Source organism: Paenibacillus sp. FSL R5-0912 (assembly GCF_000758605.1).
GTDB lineage: Bacteria > Bacillota > Bacilli > Paenibacillales > Paenibacillaceae > Paenibacillus_AQ.
Map to the genome: position 1 here is coordinate 6534471 of NZ_CP009282.1, position 14568 is coordinate 6549038.

Below are 14568 nucleotides of genomic sequence, written 5' to 3' on the forward strand. Positions count from 1 at the left end.
TCGCAAATTTCGCCACGCCGGGACTCCTGTCCCGTCTGACATATCCTTAATAATAATGATTATACATGAATGCCTCTTATAATTCATGGTTCCCGGGCTGCAGAAGCGCATACTGGGATTGGCCAAGAAAATGGTATAAGCCCCCTCCGGCGCACGTAAAGTACAAGTAGGCCGTTTCTTCCAAGTGAATCCCTTCCCATTACTCATCGGCTGGCCAACAACCTGGAGGTGTCACCCGTGAAAACCGCACTGTGGCTGTATCTGTTTCTATTTCTGGCATTCTTTGATTTGCACGCCCAGTATCCCATTCTGACGCCGTTTGCCATGTCTTTGGGAGCAGGCCCTGCCTTCATAGGCTGGATGATGGGAATGTATTCGCTGACCCACCTCCCCGGCAACCTGCTGGCCGGTGTACTGGTTGACCGCAACGGCAGCCGCCGTTACATCGTCTTTGCTCTTACAGCAGCCGGGCTAATTCTGCTGCTGCAGGCCCATGCCCAGCTGCCCTGGCATCTGCTGCTGCTGCGCGCAGCAAGCGGCTTCGCGCTGGCCTTCCTCTCGCCTGCCTGCATGACCCTGCTGGCCTCTCTCTCCTCTGACCCGGCTACCCAGGGCAAGTACATGTCAGGCCATGGGATCATCCACACGCTGGCTTCTGTGGTCTCACCGGCGGCCGGTGCATTCATTGTTCTCAAGGCCGGCTATTCCGGCACCTTCAGTACCCTGGGCTGGCTGCTGATCTTAACAGGCGTGATGGCTTACTTCAGCGTGCCGAAGCATTCTCCTGCGCTGGCTTCACACGCACACGCTGTGCCGCTGCCGCAGGAGAAAGCGGCGATTCCACTGACAGCTGACATTCCAGTCTCTAAGCGCTACTATCTGCTGCCTTTTTTCGTATCCTGTTCCCAAGGGGTACTCTTCTTTGAACTTCCGCTGTCTCAAGGAAGAGACGGAATGATTTCAACCGGAATTCTACTGTCGCTGCTCAGCCTGGGGGCACTCCTGACCCTCAGCCTGTTCTTCCTGAACCGGCTGGCCCCTGGCATCCGCATTGCTGCTGCACTGCTGGGAATGGCCATCTGCTTCTTCAGTCTGGCCGCCTTCCGCAGCATACCGGCCGGAATCATTCTATTCATACTTGGCGCAGCCAAAGGTGTGTTATTCCCGGCGATGGCCTCCCTGTTCATCAGTCTGGGCGGTGCAGGCCGGATGGGACGTACCTTCTCGCTGCAATCCATCGCCATGTCTCTAGGGGCATTTGCCGGGCCGGTAGCCGCCGGACAGCTGAGGGACTATGTCTCCCCTTACTTCATTGCCTTCGTGCTGCTGATGACAGCCCTTCTGCTGCTTCCTCCCGGAAGATCCGGCAGTCCCGCTGCTTATTCTCCGGGCTTGAACAGCCACGCCGCCTGATTCCAGCCGCATTCGCCAGCAATCACCCGCATTTTCCCTGCCGGGTGATTGTTTGTTTGATGACGTTTGTTTTTACGACATTTCCCGGGGAATGAATACATATTGCTCTTTGAACTGTTAAAATTGGCGAAGCTTAGGTACAATATCGTCATAACCAACTACGATCCGGGAGTGAGCACCTATGTCCATCACCATTATTGTCGAAGGCAAGAATGACCGCAGCCGGCTGAGACGGCTGCTCGCGCCGGAGGTCGACATTCTGTGCACTTTCGGCACCTTGAACACACTCAAGCTTGAATCCCTGCGCCGCACCGTCGGTGATGGAGAAGTATACCTGTATCTGGACAATGACAGCTCCGGCAAAAAAATCCGCGGCGTTCTGCGAGACGCCTTTCCCGATGCGGTGCATATGTATACCCGGCGGGGTTACGCCGGTGTCGAAGGCACTCCTGACGAATACAGTATCACACAGCTCGAAAAAGCCGGCCTTGAGGAATATATTCTCTATCCGCAGCCGTTCAGTAACAGCTAGCTGCTCCTCCGGTCTGTAGTTCAACACCAAAAAACGCCTTGCTGGTCCCTCCTTAAATGGAGGGGGTCCGGCAAGGCGTTTGGTTTATTCCGGCAAATCTATTCACGGGCCAGCTTCTTAACCGATTCAGCCAGAAACTCCGGAGTCACATTCTCCGTATCCCCGGCATCATATAATGCCCTGAGGCGGTTGGTCCGATCTACCAGACCAATAAGGTTGGCATGGGCGAAATCATCCTTACTGTTGCCGTAGATCAGAACCTTGAATGATTCAGCCGCCAGCTTACGTACCTGCTCCTGATCCCCGCGCAGGAAATACCAGCCGTTATAATCGGCATGAAACTTGTCGCCAAATGCCTTGATCGCTTCACGTGTGTCGTTCTCCGGGTCAAAGGAAATGGAGACAAATTCAATATCCTTGCCAAAGCTGCCATCCTTCACCAGCAGATCCTGCGTCTGTGACAGCATGTAGGTAGTAATAGGGCACACATCCGGGCATTCGGTGAAGAAGAAATAGACCAGCCTTGCTTTGCCTGCCGTATCCGCCAGGCTCACCTGCTGTCCATCCACATTCTCCAGAGAGAAGTCCTGTACCTCCCCGACGACCGGCAGCTTCTTGTCTCCGAAGCTGAGCGAATTCACTGCTAGATAGATGGCCATAATTACCGCTGCAAGCAGCATCAGCCAGGTCCATTTATAGCGTTTCAAGGTCTGCACAGGACCCCTCCCCATTCATCATAAGAATCCGTACTTCCACCGTGTGTATCTAAAAATTAACCGTGGACCGTATTCAATACAAGCACAATCAGACTTATGGTCAGATAGTTAATGGAGAAGAAGAAATTTTTCTTGGCCCAGGCATCATCATCCTTCGCCTTAAATCCGATTAAGGTTAAATAGAGCCAGGCCAGCGACAAAGCTGACGACACAATGAGATAAAATATCCCTGCATAGTCATACATGTACATCAGTACAGGAATGGGCAGCAGCAGTGCCACATAAGGGATCATCTGGAACTTGGTACGGCGTGTCCCTTTGACCACTGGAAGCAGGGGGAACCCTGCCGCCCTGTATTCCTCTTTGCGGCGGATACCAAGTGCCCAGAAGTGGGGCGGCTGCCACAGGAAGAGCATGGCGAACAGCAGCCAGGCACCAAGGTCTACGGTTCCGGTAACAGCAACATAACCGATTACAGGCGGCATGGCACCGGAAATGGCTCCCACGGAAGTGCTCCAGGTAGATGTTCTTTTGAGCCAAAGGGTATACACTACAACATATACGAACATCCCGACGATGCCAAACAGTCCGGCCAGTACTCCGCAGAAAGCAAACAGCACAGCCAGGCCGGCAATACCCAGCCCAATGCCGTACAGCAGCACTGTCTGAGGCTTCAGCCTACCTGTAGGCAAGCCCCGCTCACGGGTTCTTTCCATCTTCATATCCAGATCCCGGTCGAAATAATTATTGAAAACACAGGCAGAGGCCATAACCAGCATTGTGCCAAGCAGGGTAAGGATTAATCGTCCATACTGTACATCCCAGCCTGAAGCCACCCAGTAGCCTGCAAAAGCAGCGATCAGATTGGAACGGATAATACCGGGTTTCGTCACCGTAATGAAGTCGCGCCAGCTTGCACCTTCCGGTGGAGACTTGGCAGACATTGATGCGGAATCGGAAGAAGCTTGATATCTCAATTGATTGTCCACGTATGGTGTTCCTCCTTCTAAGGGACTTCTTAACGTTCCGCCGGAGCCTGAGTAACTGTTCGGCTGTACGCTGGATAATATTACTCGCTCCGCTATTAACTTTATCATAGCAAACTGGGAAAGACTTTGACAATCATTGACCATGATGTTCATCAATTCGACAATTACGTGACAATATTTATTTCCTCCCCCTAAATAACTTGGCGCTAAATTGGGTAGTTATTAATAGGGAACTTCCGTATAAAGGAGATCTGGCCAAATGGATACCGCTACACATTTTGTTATGGGACTGGGACTCGCCGGTCTGTCGTTCGTTGATCCTTCTGTCGCCTCGAATGGGACACTTGCCGGTGCCGTGATGGTTGCTACTGTACTCGCTTCTCAGGCACCGGATGCCGATACTGCGCTGCGGCTGAAGGACAACGCGGTTTATATCCGCAATCACAGGGGAATCACCCATTCCCTGCCCTTTTTACTGTTATGGCCGGCTCTGATCACAGTGGTCATAGGTCCGGTCTTCGGATTAACGGATCTCCATGCCTTAAGCCATATTGCGCTTTGGAGCTTCATCGGCGTTGCCATCCATGTGTTCTCGGATCTGTTCAACACTTATGGGACCCAGGCGGCACGCCCGTTCACCGAGAAATGGATTGCCTGGAATATTATCCACATCTTCGACCCGTTCATCTTCGGCAGCCATGCGGCAGCGATCATTCTCTGGATCAGCGGGATTGTGCCTCCGGCACCCTTGTTCATTACCCTATATGCAAGCATCGTCTTGTATTACATCTGGCGGACGCTCGTACATGCGCGTATCACACGTAACATCAAGAACAAGGATGTGCACCATAATGCTGGTGACCGGTACTATGTCATCCCTACGATTTCGCCTACACGCTGGAACGTGGTCAAAGCCAAGCCGGATGGCAGCTACAACGTCGGACTGCTGAACAACGGCAAGCTGGAATGGTTCAGGCATGCGGTGTGCTCCACTCACCCCGCTGTGGAACATTCGAAGTCCCATCCGGATATTCAGGCTTTTCTGTACTTTACCTCTTACGCTGTCGCCGAGGTCGAAGAGCTGCCCTCGGGTTATATTGTACGCTGGGGGGATGTTCGTTATTTACACCGTAAGCAATTCCCGTTTGTTGCAGTACTGGTCATGGACAACCAGTATCACCCGCTGAATACTTATGTAGGCTGGCTCAGCAGTGAGAAGCTGGATGAACGCTTCGCCATTGATCCGGGAACAGTTAAGACCTAGCAGCGTAAACAATGCATACCTGAAGATGGCTGGCATCCGCCCTTGCGGATGCCAGCTTTTTAGTTTATGTGGCAATGAGTTGAAGTTCACCCTGTATTGTCCGGCCGGGATGTTGAGAGTGTTGTATATAATGCAACTCTGAGCCTTAGATATTGGGATTACTTTAAGAATTGTTGTATGAAATACAGCAATCCCCCCGCTTAGCGGCTATGGAGGAGAAGAATGTTGCCTTTTGTGCAACAATTTTCAATTAGGGCGATTTAATAAAGGAAATGTTGTATTCTGTGCAGGATTCCGTCATTGGACCTTTACATAAACATTCCTATCTCTAGCTAAGCTTAACCAGCAGGTTAAATCTTCCTGAGGTCTATTTCTCTTGCCGCCTCTTGACGCCCCGGACCGCATAAGGCACAATCACAATAAAGCGGTTACAGTTAATAGTTCATGATATGAATTGAAAATCCCGGGGTGCATAAAGCACTCCGGGACTCACTCCACCGCTATTGCAGCAGAAAGGAAGGCTGGAACATATGGGTAAAGGTCTGTCACTGTGGTTCGCCTGCTCTTCAATTCTCATACTTACGGCAGCTTCCATTTCAATCAGCTATAACATTTGGCTGGCGCTGCTGCTCGGTACCCTGTGCGTGCTCAACATTGGCTGGGGCTTCATCATCAAAGCCCGGCTGAGACGCAAGGCCGAGCGCAAGCTGCCCTCCTCTTAACGGTAAGGCAGGAAGCCCATCCGTTCCTTCACGCCTTCCAGTGTCCGGGCAGCACTGCTGCGCGCGCTTTCGGCACCTTGAGCCAGAATATCGCCCAGTGTGCCTGAGCTGCGGATCTCATGGTATCTCTGCTGGATGGGTTCAAGCAGGGCAACGATTACTTCGCCAAGATCTTTTTTGAAGCCGCCGTACATTTGCCCTTCATACTTGTCCGCTATCTGCTGGAGGCTCATTCCCGAGCATTCGGCATAGATACTCATCAGGTTGCTGATCTCAGGCTTATTGGCCGGATCAAATACCACTTCGCGTCCTGAATCCGTGGTTGCGCGGCTGATCTTTTTACGGATGATATCCGGCGGATCCAGCAGACCGATTCTGCTGCCGGCATTAGGGTCGCTTTTGCTCATTTTTTTGGTCCCGTCATCCAGAGACATAATCCGCGCTCCGACTTCAGGAATATACGGCTCAGGAATAGTGAAGAAATCACCGAACCGGTGATTGAAGCGCCCCGCCAAGTCGCGGGTCAGCTCCAGATGCTGCTTCTGGTCTTCACCCACCGGTACCAGATCGGCGTTGTAGACCAGGATATCTGCAGCCATCAGCGATGGATACACGAATAATCCGGCTCCTACGGATTCTTTGCCTGCCGATTTATCCTTAAACTGCGTCATCCGTTCCAGCTCACCCATAGCAGTCAGTGTCGTCAGAATCCATCCCAGCTCAGCATGCTGAGGCACGTGGGACTGCATGTAGACATGGGAGATGGCAGGATCAATGCCTGCAGCCAGATACAATGCAGCTACCGATTCCGAATTCTCACGAAGGGCAGCGGGATCTTGGGCAACCGTAATGGCATGCAGATCCACCACCATAAAGTAACATTCATATTCCCTTTGAAGCTTGACGAAATTCTTGATCGCTCCGATGTAATTTCCGAGTGTGAGCGAACCGCTGGGCTGAATCCCCGATAATACCTTTTTAGCCATGATCTTTATCCTCCATCATCTGTATATTCCGTGTGCGCCAGGACGCAAAAAGGCCCCACATCCGCAAGGGACGTGAGACCGTGGTACCACCCTTATTCGCTGCTCCTAAGTCATCCCTGGGGGACAGGCAAGCAGCCTTAGCTTCCGTTAACGGGGAAGAGCCGGCCGGTCTACTGAAGGCTTATTCAGCCCGTTCGATCGCGGCGCTCAAGGGTCCATTCGGTCAGAGGTGCACCACCGGTTCACATCAGCCACCGGCTTTCTGAAGGTGCAGTCCATTGCTTACTTGTCCCTGTCATCACGTTGTTGTCATTCATTGTTGCCTTCATCATAGTGCGTGCCGGAGAAGTTGTCAAATCTCTAACCACCGTCACTTAAATCTGGTATGATAAGGATATTCGTGTATGATCTGATTACAGTTTATCAAAGGAGCATATCTCTTATGAAACAGGTGACCAAAGGGCAGTGGAACGGTTATGATACGTACATTTTGCATAGCCGTGAGCTGGAAGTCACGCTTTTGCCCCGGCTGGGGAACAATGTAATTTCCTTATGGGACCGCAAGGAGGAGCGGCAAATCCTGCGCCAGCCTGATGAAAGCGACTTGGCTTTTTATATTCAGAAACCTTATCACTTTGGCATTCCGCTTCTGGTACCGCCCGGCCGTATCCGAAACGGGCAGTTCGCGTTCGATGGCACCAGCTACCAGTTCGACCGGAATTCAGGCGATCATCATATTCACGGCCTGCACCGTACCCAAGCCTGGTGTGTCAGCGATATTGAAGAAGACGAGGAAGGCTGCGCGGTAACAACCGAATTCACAACTACGGATGATCCGGAGTGGATCAGGCAATTTCCCGAGCCGCTGAAGCTTGAGATGACATTCCGCCTGCAGGGGCCTGACCTGGTGCAGACACTTAAGGTTACCCATCTGGGCGGCAGTCGCATTCCATTTGGTATCGGCTATCATACATGGTTTATGCTGGACGGCGCCCCTGAGCGCTGGAGCATAACACTCCCTGTGCAAAGCGTTTATGAGCTAAATAACGAACTCCTGCCCAGCGGACATTTATTACCGCTCGGTGAATTCGATAGTCTTAACAGCCATATGAACCTCCAAGGCAAGAATCTGGATACGGCCCTGAGGATGGATGATCATCAGCCTGCCGAAGCGTTACTCATGCGCGATGACGGCTACGGACTGCGTTATTCGGTGGACAAGGAACATTTCCGCCACTGGGTCCTCTATACCAAAGGAGAGGCTGACCAGTTCCTCTGCATTGAACCGCTCACCTGGCTTCCGGATGCGCCGAATCTCCAGCAGGACGCTTCCTTCACAGGAATGCTTACGCTTGAACCGGGCCAGACACTGGTGCTTGGCAGCAGCTTGCAGATGATTTATCCCTGAGGGTAAATTTCATATAATTACCAGCCTCTAAACCTTCGAAATTCGTGCATGAATTCTCTCCCTAGCGCTCATACTATCTTCACAACGGGCGAAGGAGGTGAACAAACATGGGTCAAGCAGGTCAACAAGGTCGTGGTAGCCGTTCTAACAACCTGGTCGTTCCTCAAGCGAATGCAGCGCTGCAGCAGTTGAAATATGAAGCAGCACAAGAGCTTGGAGTAACTATCCCGGCTGACGGTTATTATGGGAACTACACTTCCCGCGAAACCGGTTCTTTGGGAGGATATATCACCAAACGTCTGGTGCAACTGGCAGAGCAACAACTGTCCGGTCGTTCGTAGTAACAGCCTTATCATAAGTATCCGGCCAAGCCTCATAGCTTAGGCCGAGCAGCTTCGCAGCCCTCCCGCGCTTCTCGTCGAAGCGCAGGGGGGCTTTTTATATGGGTATGCAAGATATATATAATCGGGTAATCAGCCAAAGGACTGGTCGGAGACATCTCCATGGTTACTGCGGGGATAGCGGATCATCAGGTTGGCCATATTGTAATTAGACTCCAGTGTCGCATCCACCACCACCATCCCCTGGCGGACGGCAAATTCATAGCTGATCTCGCCATGAGTCCAGCGCTTCTTATACTTCAGGCTCTCCAGAGCCATCACCCGGAAAGAAGATTGCTGACCCTTCGTTAATCCTTCCTGCTCCGCTGCATAGCTCCCGCTGCGCCCGGCAAGCGGATTATGACGGATGCCGAACTTGCCGATGATGTTATTTCTGATTTGTACAAATACGATACCGGAAGTCAATCCTGACAATTCTTCCTGCAGTTCCTTAAACACCAGATCGATTTGTCTTGCCAGCGATAGTTGTTCCGTTCTCAACATACATATCCTCCTAGAAGTTTTGTGGGTGATACAAGTTCCATGATTCAGCTTCACAAAAGCCGCTTCAATAACCTATGGCTTAAGTTTTGTGTGTAAAAATACAGAGTAGTAAAGTATCAGTCTAACAGCCCTTATATAAGGCTTTAGGCACATTATAGGTCACTAATTAAATGCATACAACATTATTCAACATAATTGGGTTATTATCCCTATGAATGCGCAAATTTCTTAATATCATTAGCTAAATCCATCCTTTTATCGCCTTTTTTCGACAAAAACACAACTAAAAAAGTCCCTGTATCCAGGGACTTTGCGTATTCGTACCATATTCTATAGCTATTGTTTTACTGCAAAAAAATCAATTCGCCTTATTTCCGACAAATTCTTAGGCCAGATGTGCTGTCATTTCCAGGAATTCATTAATATCTGCAGCAATCAAATCTGCGGCCCCCTGCCAGAAATCCGGCTTGGACAAATCCACGCCAAGATGCTTCGACACCAGATTCTCCAGTGTCATGACTCCGGTATCCTTCAGCAGGCTGTCATATTTATCAGCAAAGGATGCACCTTCCTGCAACGCAAGCCGGTACAGTCCGGTACTGAACATATATCCGACGGTGTAAGGGAAGTTGTAGAACGGCACATCCGTGATATAGAAATGAAGCTTGGAGGCCCAGAAATGCGGGTGGTACTCCGAGAGCACACCGCAGAAGGCTTCTTTCTGCGCTTCTTCCATCAGGGCAGACAGTTCTTCCGCATTCACCAGACCCTCTTTGCGTTTCTCGTAGAAGCGGGTCTCAAACAGGAAGCGGGCGTGAATATTCATGAAGAACGCTACGCTGTTCTGAATCTTCGCTTCAAGCAGCGCCAGCTTCTCCTCAGCATTGCCTGCGGATTTCACCTGCGCATCAGCCACAATGACTTCGGCGAAGGTTGAGGCCGTCTCAGCCACATTCATGGCATAGTTCTGATTGAACAGCGGCTGGTCATCCAGCAGGAACGAATGATAGGCGTGACCGAGCTCATGCGCAAGCGTCGATACATTGGACGGAGTACCGCTGTAGGTCATAAAAATGCGCGATTCTTTGCTCTCCGGGAATGATACGCAGAATCCCCCGGGACGTTTGGCTGCACGGTCTTCGACCTCAATCCAGTCATTGTCGAAAGCTTGTTCGGCGAAGTCCGCCAGCTTCGGACTGAATTTGCGGAACTGGGTGACGATGTCGGCTGCCGCTTGTTCATAAGGGATTTTGCCGGAGGACTTGCCTACAGGCGCTTCCACATCAACCCAAGCCAGAGATTCCAGACCAAGAAGCTTCGCCTTGCGCTGCAGATAGGACACAATTGCAGGCTTGTTCTTCGTAATAACCTCCCACATCACATCGAGCGATTCCCGAGTCATACGGTTAATGCCAAGCGGCTCATTCAGCACATCCTCCCAGCCCCGGCCTTTGTAGAGCTTCAGGCGGAATCCGGCCAGATGGTTAAGGGTGTCGGCACAATAATCAGCAGCGCCGGCCCAGGCCTCTTCCCATTTGCGGAACATGGCGCTGCGGACCTCAGGGTCCTCGTCATCCAGCTTGTTGAAGGCTTGACCGGCAGATAGCAGCTTCATGCCCTCTTCATCCTCAAAAGGAATCTGGACCCGGCTCACGATCGTTTCGTAATGCTCGCTCCACCCATGGTATCCATCAACTGCCAGTTCAAGCGCAAGGCTCTCAAGCTCCGGGCTCATCTTCTCACGGGCCAGATCACGGCTCTCACTTAGTACGAAGTTCAGCGGGGCAATCTCCGGCCGGTCCATCCATTCAGCCCACACCCCATCCGGAGTCTGGCGCAGCACATTATCGAATGCAGAGCTGACGCCCTCAAAACCGGCCCGCATGCCAGTTACCTTGGACGACAGCCTTACAGCCCCTTTGTCCTGCTGGTTCTGGGCTCCCAGACAGCCGGTGAATTCTGAAGCCTGCGTGAGCCGTCCGGCACAGCTCTGCAGCAGTTCGATCACACCGTCCAGCGACTCCGTGGACGCAGCATCGGTTGGCGCAACTGCCGCAGCGACCTGCCGGCGCAAGCTTTCAATGTCTTCTTCCAGATGGTTCAAAAAACTCTCAAACTGGGGGGAAGCCGAACCTCCAGGGAAAATGGAATCCAGTTCCCATGTCAATGATAAAGGCTGTTTCATGTATTCTCACCGTTCCTTTGTTCATATTGGTTTTCTTTGTATTTGTGCTGCAGCCATGGTAAAGTGAATTACGATAGTCCACCAATGTTAAGGAGGCCACCCTTGTGAAGCCACTGCAAATTTCGCCGGAAACGGCCATTACGTTATCCAAACAACTCGGCGTTCCGCTGGAACACCTGATGCATATGCCTCAACATATCCTGCTGCAAAAAATCGCCGAATTATCCAAGAAAGCAAGTTCAGAGCAGGACAAGCAATGATTCCCTTCAGCCATACCTGGCCTTATGATATTATTCTGGGAGACATGTACGTACAATATTGCCCGTTCTGCGACCAGGAGAATGTTCTTCTGCCTATGAAGCCCAAAGAGCTGCAAATCGTGCGTGACGGCAAAAAAAAGCTGCTGGTCTTCCCCTGCTGCAGTGCCAGCCCCACGGTCATCGACAATGACGGGGACTATTTGCTATTCGATCGGGCTGTCCGCTAAGCAGCGGAAGACAGTTCCCCCCGGCTTCAGTCACCAAATACCAGGCGTATGAGGAGTTTTCTCTTCTACGCCTTTTCGGGGTCCGGATGACTCCGGACCGACCGACATTCATAATCCAAGTGCGGTTCTCTATGTAGCCGACGGAAGGCCGTCCGGATCAATCTCTTCTCCGCGCATCTGCTCCCGCAGAATGGCCCACTGTTCACGTGAAGCGCGGATCATAGCCGCATCCACAATTCTCTGGTCATTAATCACACGGGAGAACCACCTCACAGCCATAGCGAAATCGCCGACACGGCGGTTAAGCTCCCCGATCAGATACATCAGACGGGCATCATTTCCTCCCGAGGAATCATTCTCGAACACCTTCACATACTCATCAAGCGAGTAACGCAAGAAACGCTGCTCCTGTACCATATCCCCTTGATAGCGGTATAGCCAGGCAATATGGTGCAGCAGACTTGCAATGATCCGTTCCTTGTCCTTGATGCTTTGTGCGCAGATCAGGGCCAGCTTGTAAGTCTCCAGAGCGACCTCCCAGCTGCGCTTGTCCCCAAAGTCACGGGTTACCCAGCGTCTGCCCACCTGCGCTTCGAAAGATTTGCGCTGCCATTCCACCAGTTTGTCTGCTGAATTCTCCGTGGATGCGAACCCGCACTTCGGACAGACACGTACAACATAATAGTCAGGATTCTCATCCTTGTAATACGAGCAGAAATCAGCATCACGGCGGATGGCTTTTTTGAGACTGGGACGTACTCTGGATGTTGAAAATTCATGTTCGCAGTTGCAGCATACAACCTTAATTGAATACAGGGGGATTAATTCCGGCAAAACGCCCTCATCCTTTCACAGCAGCTCTTATTCATGGGGCATATTGACAAAATGATGCGCAGGACCCGCCAGCCGGCTTAGTACGAACGAACGCAGCGGCTCTTCCACACCGGTCTCTTCAAGTGCGGCCTTCATGCAGTTCAGCCAGTCATCCGCCCGTTCCGGAGTGATGGGAATATGCATATGCCTGGCTCTCATCATGGGATGGCCGTGCTGCTCCGAATAAAGGGCAGGACCACCAAAAAACTGGCTTAGAAACTGATATTGCTTCTCCAGTACAGGAGTAATATCTTCGGGAAATAACGGACTTAGCTGCGGGTGGAGCTGTACCTTGGAGTAGAACACTTCCACCAGACGGTGAACTCCCTCGGCACCTCCCAGGTTGTCAAATAGACTCTCATTCGAATTCATTGGAGGCTTCAGCCTTCTTCCCTTTTAATCTGATAAGCAGTTATTTTATTATACCAAAAAATAAGCTCGACAGTTATCCCTGCCTTAAGACATGCACCCTAAGGGAAAAAACACAAAAAAAGGCGCCAAACCTAAGTTCAGCGCTCGTTAACTACTGTAGTCAGTAAGTTCTAAATTCTTCATCACCAGGCGGGACAAGAGAGACCCGGATTACATATACAAAAGCACAAACAAGAACTCCGGCAACTACACTCATCACCATCACTCCATCCCTTAAATCATTCTTGATCAAATGTGCATTATTTAATTTTTATAGTATCATAATTCCGGTGAAAAAGCACCGGTAAATGTAACCGCTTTCCGTGTTATTTTTGTGCTGTTTGTCCCACTTCCGGCATACAACTAAGCATAGAATTGGAGGTGCCACCCGATGACACTGAACAAAATTGCCGGTCCGCTGCTCGGTATCGTGCTGGCGGCCTGCATGCTGCTGATGCTGATCCATCCGTCCAGCTCTCTGGATGCGGCACTTCGCGGGCTAGCCGTCTGGTGGGACGTGCTGTTTCCTTCATTGTTCCCCTTCTTCGTCATTTCCGAAATCATGCTGGGCTTTGGCATCGTCCATCTCTTCGGGGCGCTGCTTGATCCGCTTATGCGCCCCCTCTTCAATATACCCGGCAGCGGCGGATTCGTGGCTGCCATGGGATATGTGTCAGGATATCCCGTCGGCGCCAAATTAACCGCCAAGCTGCGGGAGCAGGGAATGATCAGCAAGGTGGAAGGGGAACGGCTGGTGGCCTTCACCACTTCCTCAGACCCTATTTTCCTGCTTGGCGCCGTATCCGTCGGATTCTTCCATGATGCCTCCCTCGGGCTTATCCTCGCCCTTGCCCATTACGGGGGCGGATTCATCGTCGGCCTGCTGATGTCATTTCATGGCCGCAGCAGGACCGGGGACTCCGGGACAGCTCCCGCTACGCCCGCAGCACCCTCATCTGCAGCCCCGTCAGGACCAAGTTACGGCAGACTGCGCACCGCGATGAATGCCATGGCTGAAGCCCGCCGTAAAGACGGCCGAAGTCTCGGCGAACTGCTTAGGAACGCCATCCAGTCCTCGCTGCAGCTTATTATTGTCGTTGGAGGGCTGGTAGTATTCTTCAATGTGCTGATGGAGCTGCTTGCCCGCGCCGGAATTATGTCCATGCTGTTCAGTACCACCGGACAGCTGCTGTCCCTGGCCGGATTACCGCCGGGGCTCTCAGCCGCTCTGGTCAGCGGGTTATTCGAGGTGACACTCGGTGCCCGCTCGGCCGGAGAAGCGGCTGCAGGAATTCCGCTGCAGTTCAAGGTAACCGCTGCAGCATTTATCCTCTCCTGGGGAGGATTATCCGTTCACGCCCAGGTAGCCAGTATACTGAATGGCACCGGACTGCGTTACCTTCCCTTTATGATCGCACGGTTAGTGCATGCCCTCCTCTCTGCCGGACTTGTTCTTCTGCTCTGGAAGCCGGTGGTCAGCTCAGGACTGGCCGGACAGTGGGGTGCGCTGCCCGTTGCCTCCGGACTGGCTTCACCGGATTCGGCTCTGTTCAGCAGCATCAGCCTGCTCTGCCTGCTGCTGGCCTGTATGCTTGTGCTGTCGCTGCTGATGCTGCTGGCGGGCAGGCTGCGGCGTTTTTAACTTGATTCAAATATTGTGTTCCGGGTCAAGATTGATTATGATCGGTGTATGACTGA

The 14568-nt window shown here is 52.0% G+C and carries 16 protein-coding genes and 1 other annotated feature; of the genes, 9 read left to right on the forward strand and 7 right to left on the reverse strand.

What is annotated here, in order from left to right; genetic code table 11:
• The first annotated feature begins 237 nt into the window (after window positions 1-237).
• Window positions 238-1413, forward strand: coding sequence for an MFS transporter (locus R50912_RS27520; RefSeq protein ID WP_042239477.1), 1176 nt, complete (start codon window positions 238-240; stop codon window positions 1411-1413).
• A gap of 181 nt (window positions 1414-1594) precedes the next feature.
• Complete coding sequence (locus R50912_RS27525) at window positions 1595-1945, forward strand: DNA primase (RefSeq protein ID WP_042239479.1); 351 nt, start codon at window positions 1595-1597, stop codon at window positions 1943-1945.
• A 98-nt stretch (window positions 1946-2043) separates the two neighbouring features.
• Here R50912_RS27525 and R50912_RS27530 read toward each other — a convergent pair whose 3' ends face one another.
• Both R50912_RS27530 and cyoE read right to left on the reverse strand, forming a co-directional pair.
• The gene (locus tag R50912_RS27530) at window positions 2044-2661 is read right to left on the reverse strand and encodes an SCO family protein (protein WP_156123368.1); all 618 of its coding nucleotides are present in this window, start codon (window positions 2659-2661) and stop codon (window positions 2044-2046) included.
• A gap of 56 nt (window positions 2662-2717) precedes the next feature.
• The gene (gene cyoE / locus R50912_RS27535) at window positions 2718-3650 is read right to left on the reverse strand and encodes a heme o synthase (RefSeq protein ID WP_042239481.1); all 933 of its coding nucleotides are present in this window, start codon (window positions 3648-3650) and stop codon (window positions 2718-2720) included.
• A 259-nt stretch (window positions 3651-3909) separates the two neighbouring features.
• Here cyoE and R50912_RS27540 point away from each other — a divergent pair, with 259 nt between their 5' ends.
• On the forward strand, window positions 3910-4914 hold the full coding sequence (locus tag R50912_RS27540; protein WP_042239483.1) for a metal-dependent hydrolase: 1005 nt from the start codon (window positions 3910-3912) through the stop codon (window positions 4912-4914).
• Between the two features lie 530 nt (window positions 4915-5444).
• Window positions 5445-5636 carry a hypothetical protein gene (locus R50912_RS27545; protein ID WP_042239485.1) on the forward strand — a complete coding sequence of 64 codons (192 nt, stop codon included), beginning with the start codon at window positions 5445-5447 and terminating at the stop codon, window positions 5634-5636.
• Here the strand turns inward: R50912_RS27545 and trpS are convergent.
• Window positions 5633-6622, reverse strand: coding sequence for a tryptophan--tRNA ligase (gene trpS / locus R50912_RS27550; RefSeq protein WP_042239487.1), 990 nt, complete (start codon window positions 6620-6622; stop codon window positions 5633-5635). The genes R50912_RS27545 and trpS overlap by 4 nt on opposite strands.
• Before the next feature lie 63 nt (window positions 6623-6685).
• Window positions 6686-6930, reverse strand: a binding site (T-box leader).
• 134 nt (window positions 6931-7064) lie between these two features.
• Between trpS and R50912_RS27555 the strand changes: the two genes are divergently transcribed.
• Window positions 7065-8030, forward strand: coding sequence for an aldose 1-epimerase (locus tag R50912_RS27555; RefSeq protein WP_042239488.1), 966 nt, complete (start codon window positions 7065-7067; stop codon window positions 8028-8030).
• A 107-nt stretch (window positions 8031-8137) separates the two neighbouring features.
• Window positions 8138-8371, forward strand: coding sequence for an alpha/beta-type small acid-soluble spore protein (locus tag R50912_RS27560; RefSeq protein ID WP_039307200.1), 234 nt, complete (start codon window positions 8138-8140; stop codon window positions 8369-8371).
• A gap of 132 nt (window positions 8372-8503) precedes the next feature.
• On the opposite strand, the gene R50912_RS27565 is transcribed toward R50912_RS27560, so the two are convergent.
• Entirely contained in the window at window positions 8504-8914 is a 411-nt protein-coding gene (locus R50912_RS27565) for a hypothetical protein (protein WP_042239489.1), read from the reverse strand.
• A gap of 385 nt (window positions 8915-9299) precedes the next feature.
• The gene (locus R50912_RS27570; RefSeq protein WP_042239492.1) at window positions 9300-11099 is read right to left on the reverse strand and encodes a M3 family oligoendopeptidase; all 1800 of its coding nucleotides are present in this window, start codon (window positions 11097-11099) and stop codon (window positions 9300-9302) included.
• Window positions 11100-11203: 104 nt separating this feature from the next.
• On the opposite strand from R50912_RS27570, the gene R50912_RS34555 reads away from it, so the two are divergent.
• Together R50912_RS34555 and R50912_RS27575 are read left to right on the forward strand one after the other, a co-directional pair.
• Complete coding sequence (locus R50912_RS34555; RefSeq protein WP_081956685.1) at window positions 11204-11359, forward strand: YycC family protein; 156 nt, start codon at window positions 11204-11206, stop codon at window positions 11357-11359.
• Window positions 11356-11586, forward strand: a complete 231-nt coding sequence (locus R50912_RS27575; protein ID WP_039307194.1) for a hypothetical protein — start codon at window positions 11356-11358, stop codon at window positions 11584-11586. Before R50912_RS34555 ends, R50912_RS27575 begins: the two co-directional genes overlap by 4 nt.
• A gap of 129 nt (window positions 11587-11715) precedes the next feature.
• Here the strand turns inward: R50912_RS27575 and R50912_RS27580 are convergent, their stop codons facing one another.
• Window positions 11716-12420, reverse strand: coding sequence for a DUF2225 domain-containing protein (locus R50912_RS27580; protein ID WP_042239494.1), 705 nt, complete (start codon window positions 12418-12420; stop codon window positions 11716-11718).
• Window positions 12421-12447: 27 nt separating this feature from the next.
• Window positions 12448-12831: a globin domain-containing protein gene (locus R50912_RS27585; RefSeq protein WP_042139845.1), complete on the reverse strand. Its 384-nt coding sequence runs from the start codon at window positions 12829-12831 to the stop codon at window positions 12448-12450.
• Between the two features lie 430 nt (window positions 12832-13261).
• On the opposite strand from R50912_RS27585, the gene ylbJ reads away from it, so the two are divergent.
• Window positions 13262-14512: a sporulation integral membrane protein YlbJ gene (gene ylbJ / locus R50912_RS27590; RefSeq protein WP_042239495.1), complete on the forward strand. Its 1251-nt coding sequence runs from the start codon at window positions 13262-13264 to the stop codon at window positions 14510-14512.
• Window positions 14513-14568 lie beyond the last annotated feature (56 nt).

What these genes read in the sequence shown, in the direction of transcription:
- R50912_RS27565 (WP_042239489.1), bottom strand. Translation starts at nt 8,914, where the DNA reads ATGTTGAGAACGGAACAACTATCGCTGGCAAGACAAATCGATCTGGTG.
- R50912_RS27585 (WP_042139845.1), bottom strand. Translation starts at nt 12,831, where the DNA reads ATGAATTCGAATGAGAGTCTATTTGACAACCTGGGAGGTGCCGAGGGA.
- R50912_RS27525 (WP_042239479.1), top strand. Translation starts at nt 1,595, where the DNA reads ATGTCCATCACCATTATTGTCGAAGGCAAGAATGACCGCAGCCGGCTG.
- R50912_RS27540 (WP_042239483.1), top strand. Translation starts at nt 3,910, where the DNA reads ATGGATACCGCTACACATTTTGTTATGGGACTGGGACTCGCCGGTCTG.
- trpS (WP_042239487.1), bottom strand. Translation starts at nt 6,622, where the DNA reads ATGGCTAAAAAGGTATTATCGGGGATTCAGCCCAGCGGTTCGCTCACA.
- R50912_RS27570 (WP_042239492.1), bottom strand. Translation starts at nt 11,099, where the DNA reads ATGAAACAGCCTTTATCATTGACATGGGAACTGGATTCCATTTTCCCT.
- R50912_RS27560 (WP_039307200.1), top strand. Translation starts at nt 8,138, where the DNA reads ATGGGTCAAGCAGGTCAACAAGGTCGTGGTAGCCGTTCTAACAACCTG.
- ylbJ (WP_042239495.1), top strand. Translation starts at nt 13,262, where the DNA reads ATGACACTGAACAAAATTGCCGGTCCGCTGCTCGGTATCGTGCTGGCG.
- R50912_RS27555 (WP_042239488.1), top strand. Translation starts at nt 7,065, where the DNA reads ATGAAACAGGTGACCAAAGGGCAGTGGAACGGTTATGATACGTACATT.
- R50912_RS27545 (WP_042239485.1), top strand. Translation starts at nt 5,445, where the DNA reads ATGGGTAAAGGTCTGTCACTGTGGTTCGCCTGCTCTTCAATTCTCATA.
- R50912_RS27575 (WP_039307194.1), top strand. Translation starts at nt 11,356, where the DNA reads ATGATTCCCTTCAGCCATACCTGGCCTTATGATATTATTCTGGGAGAC.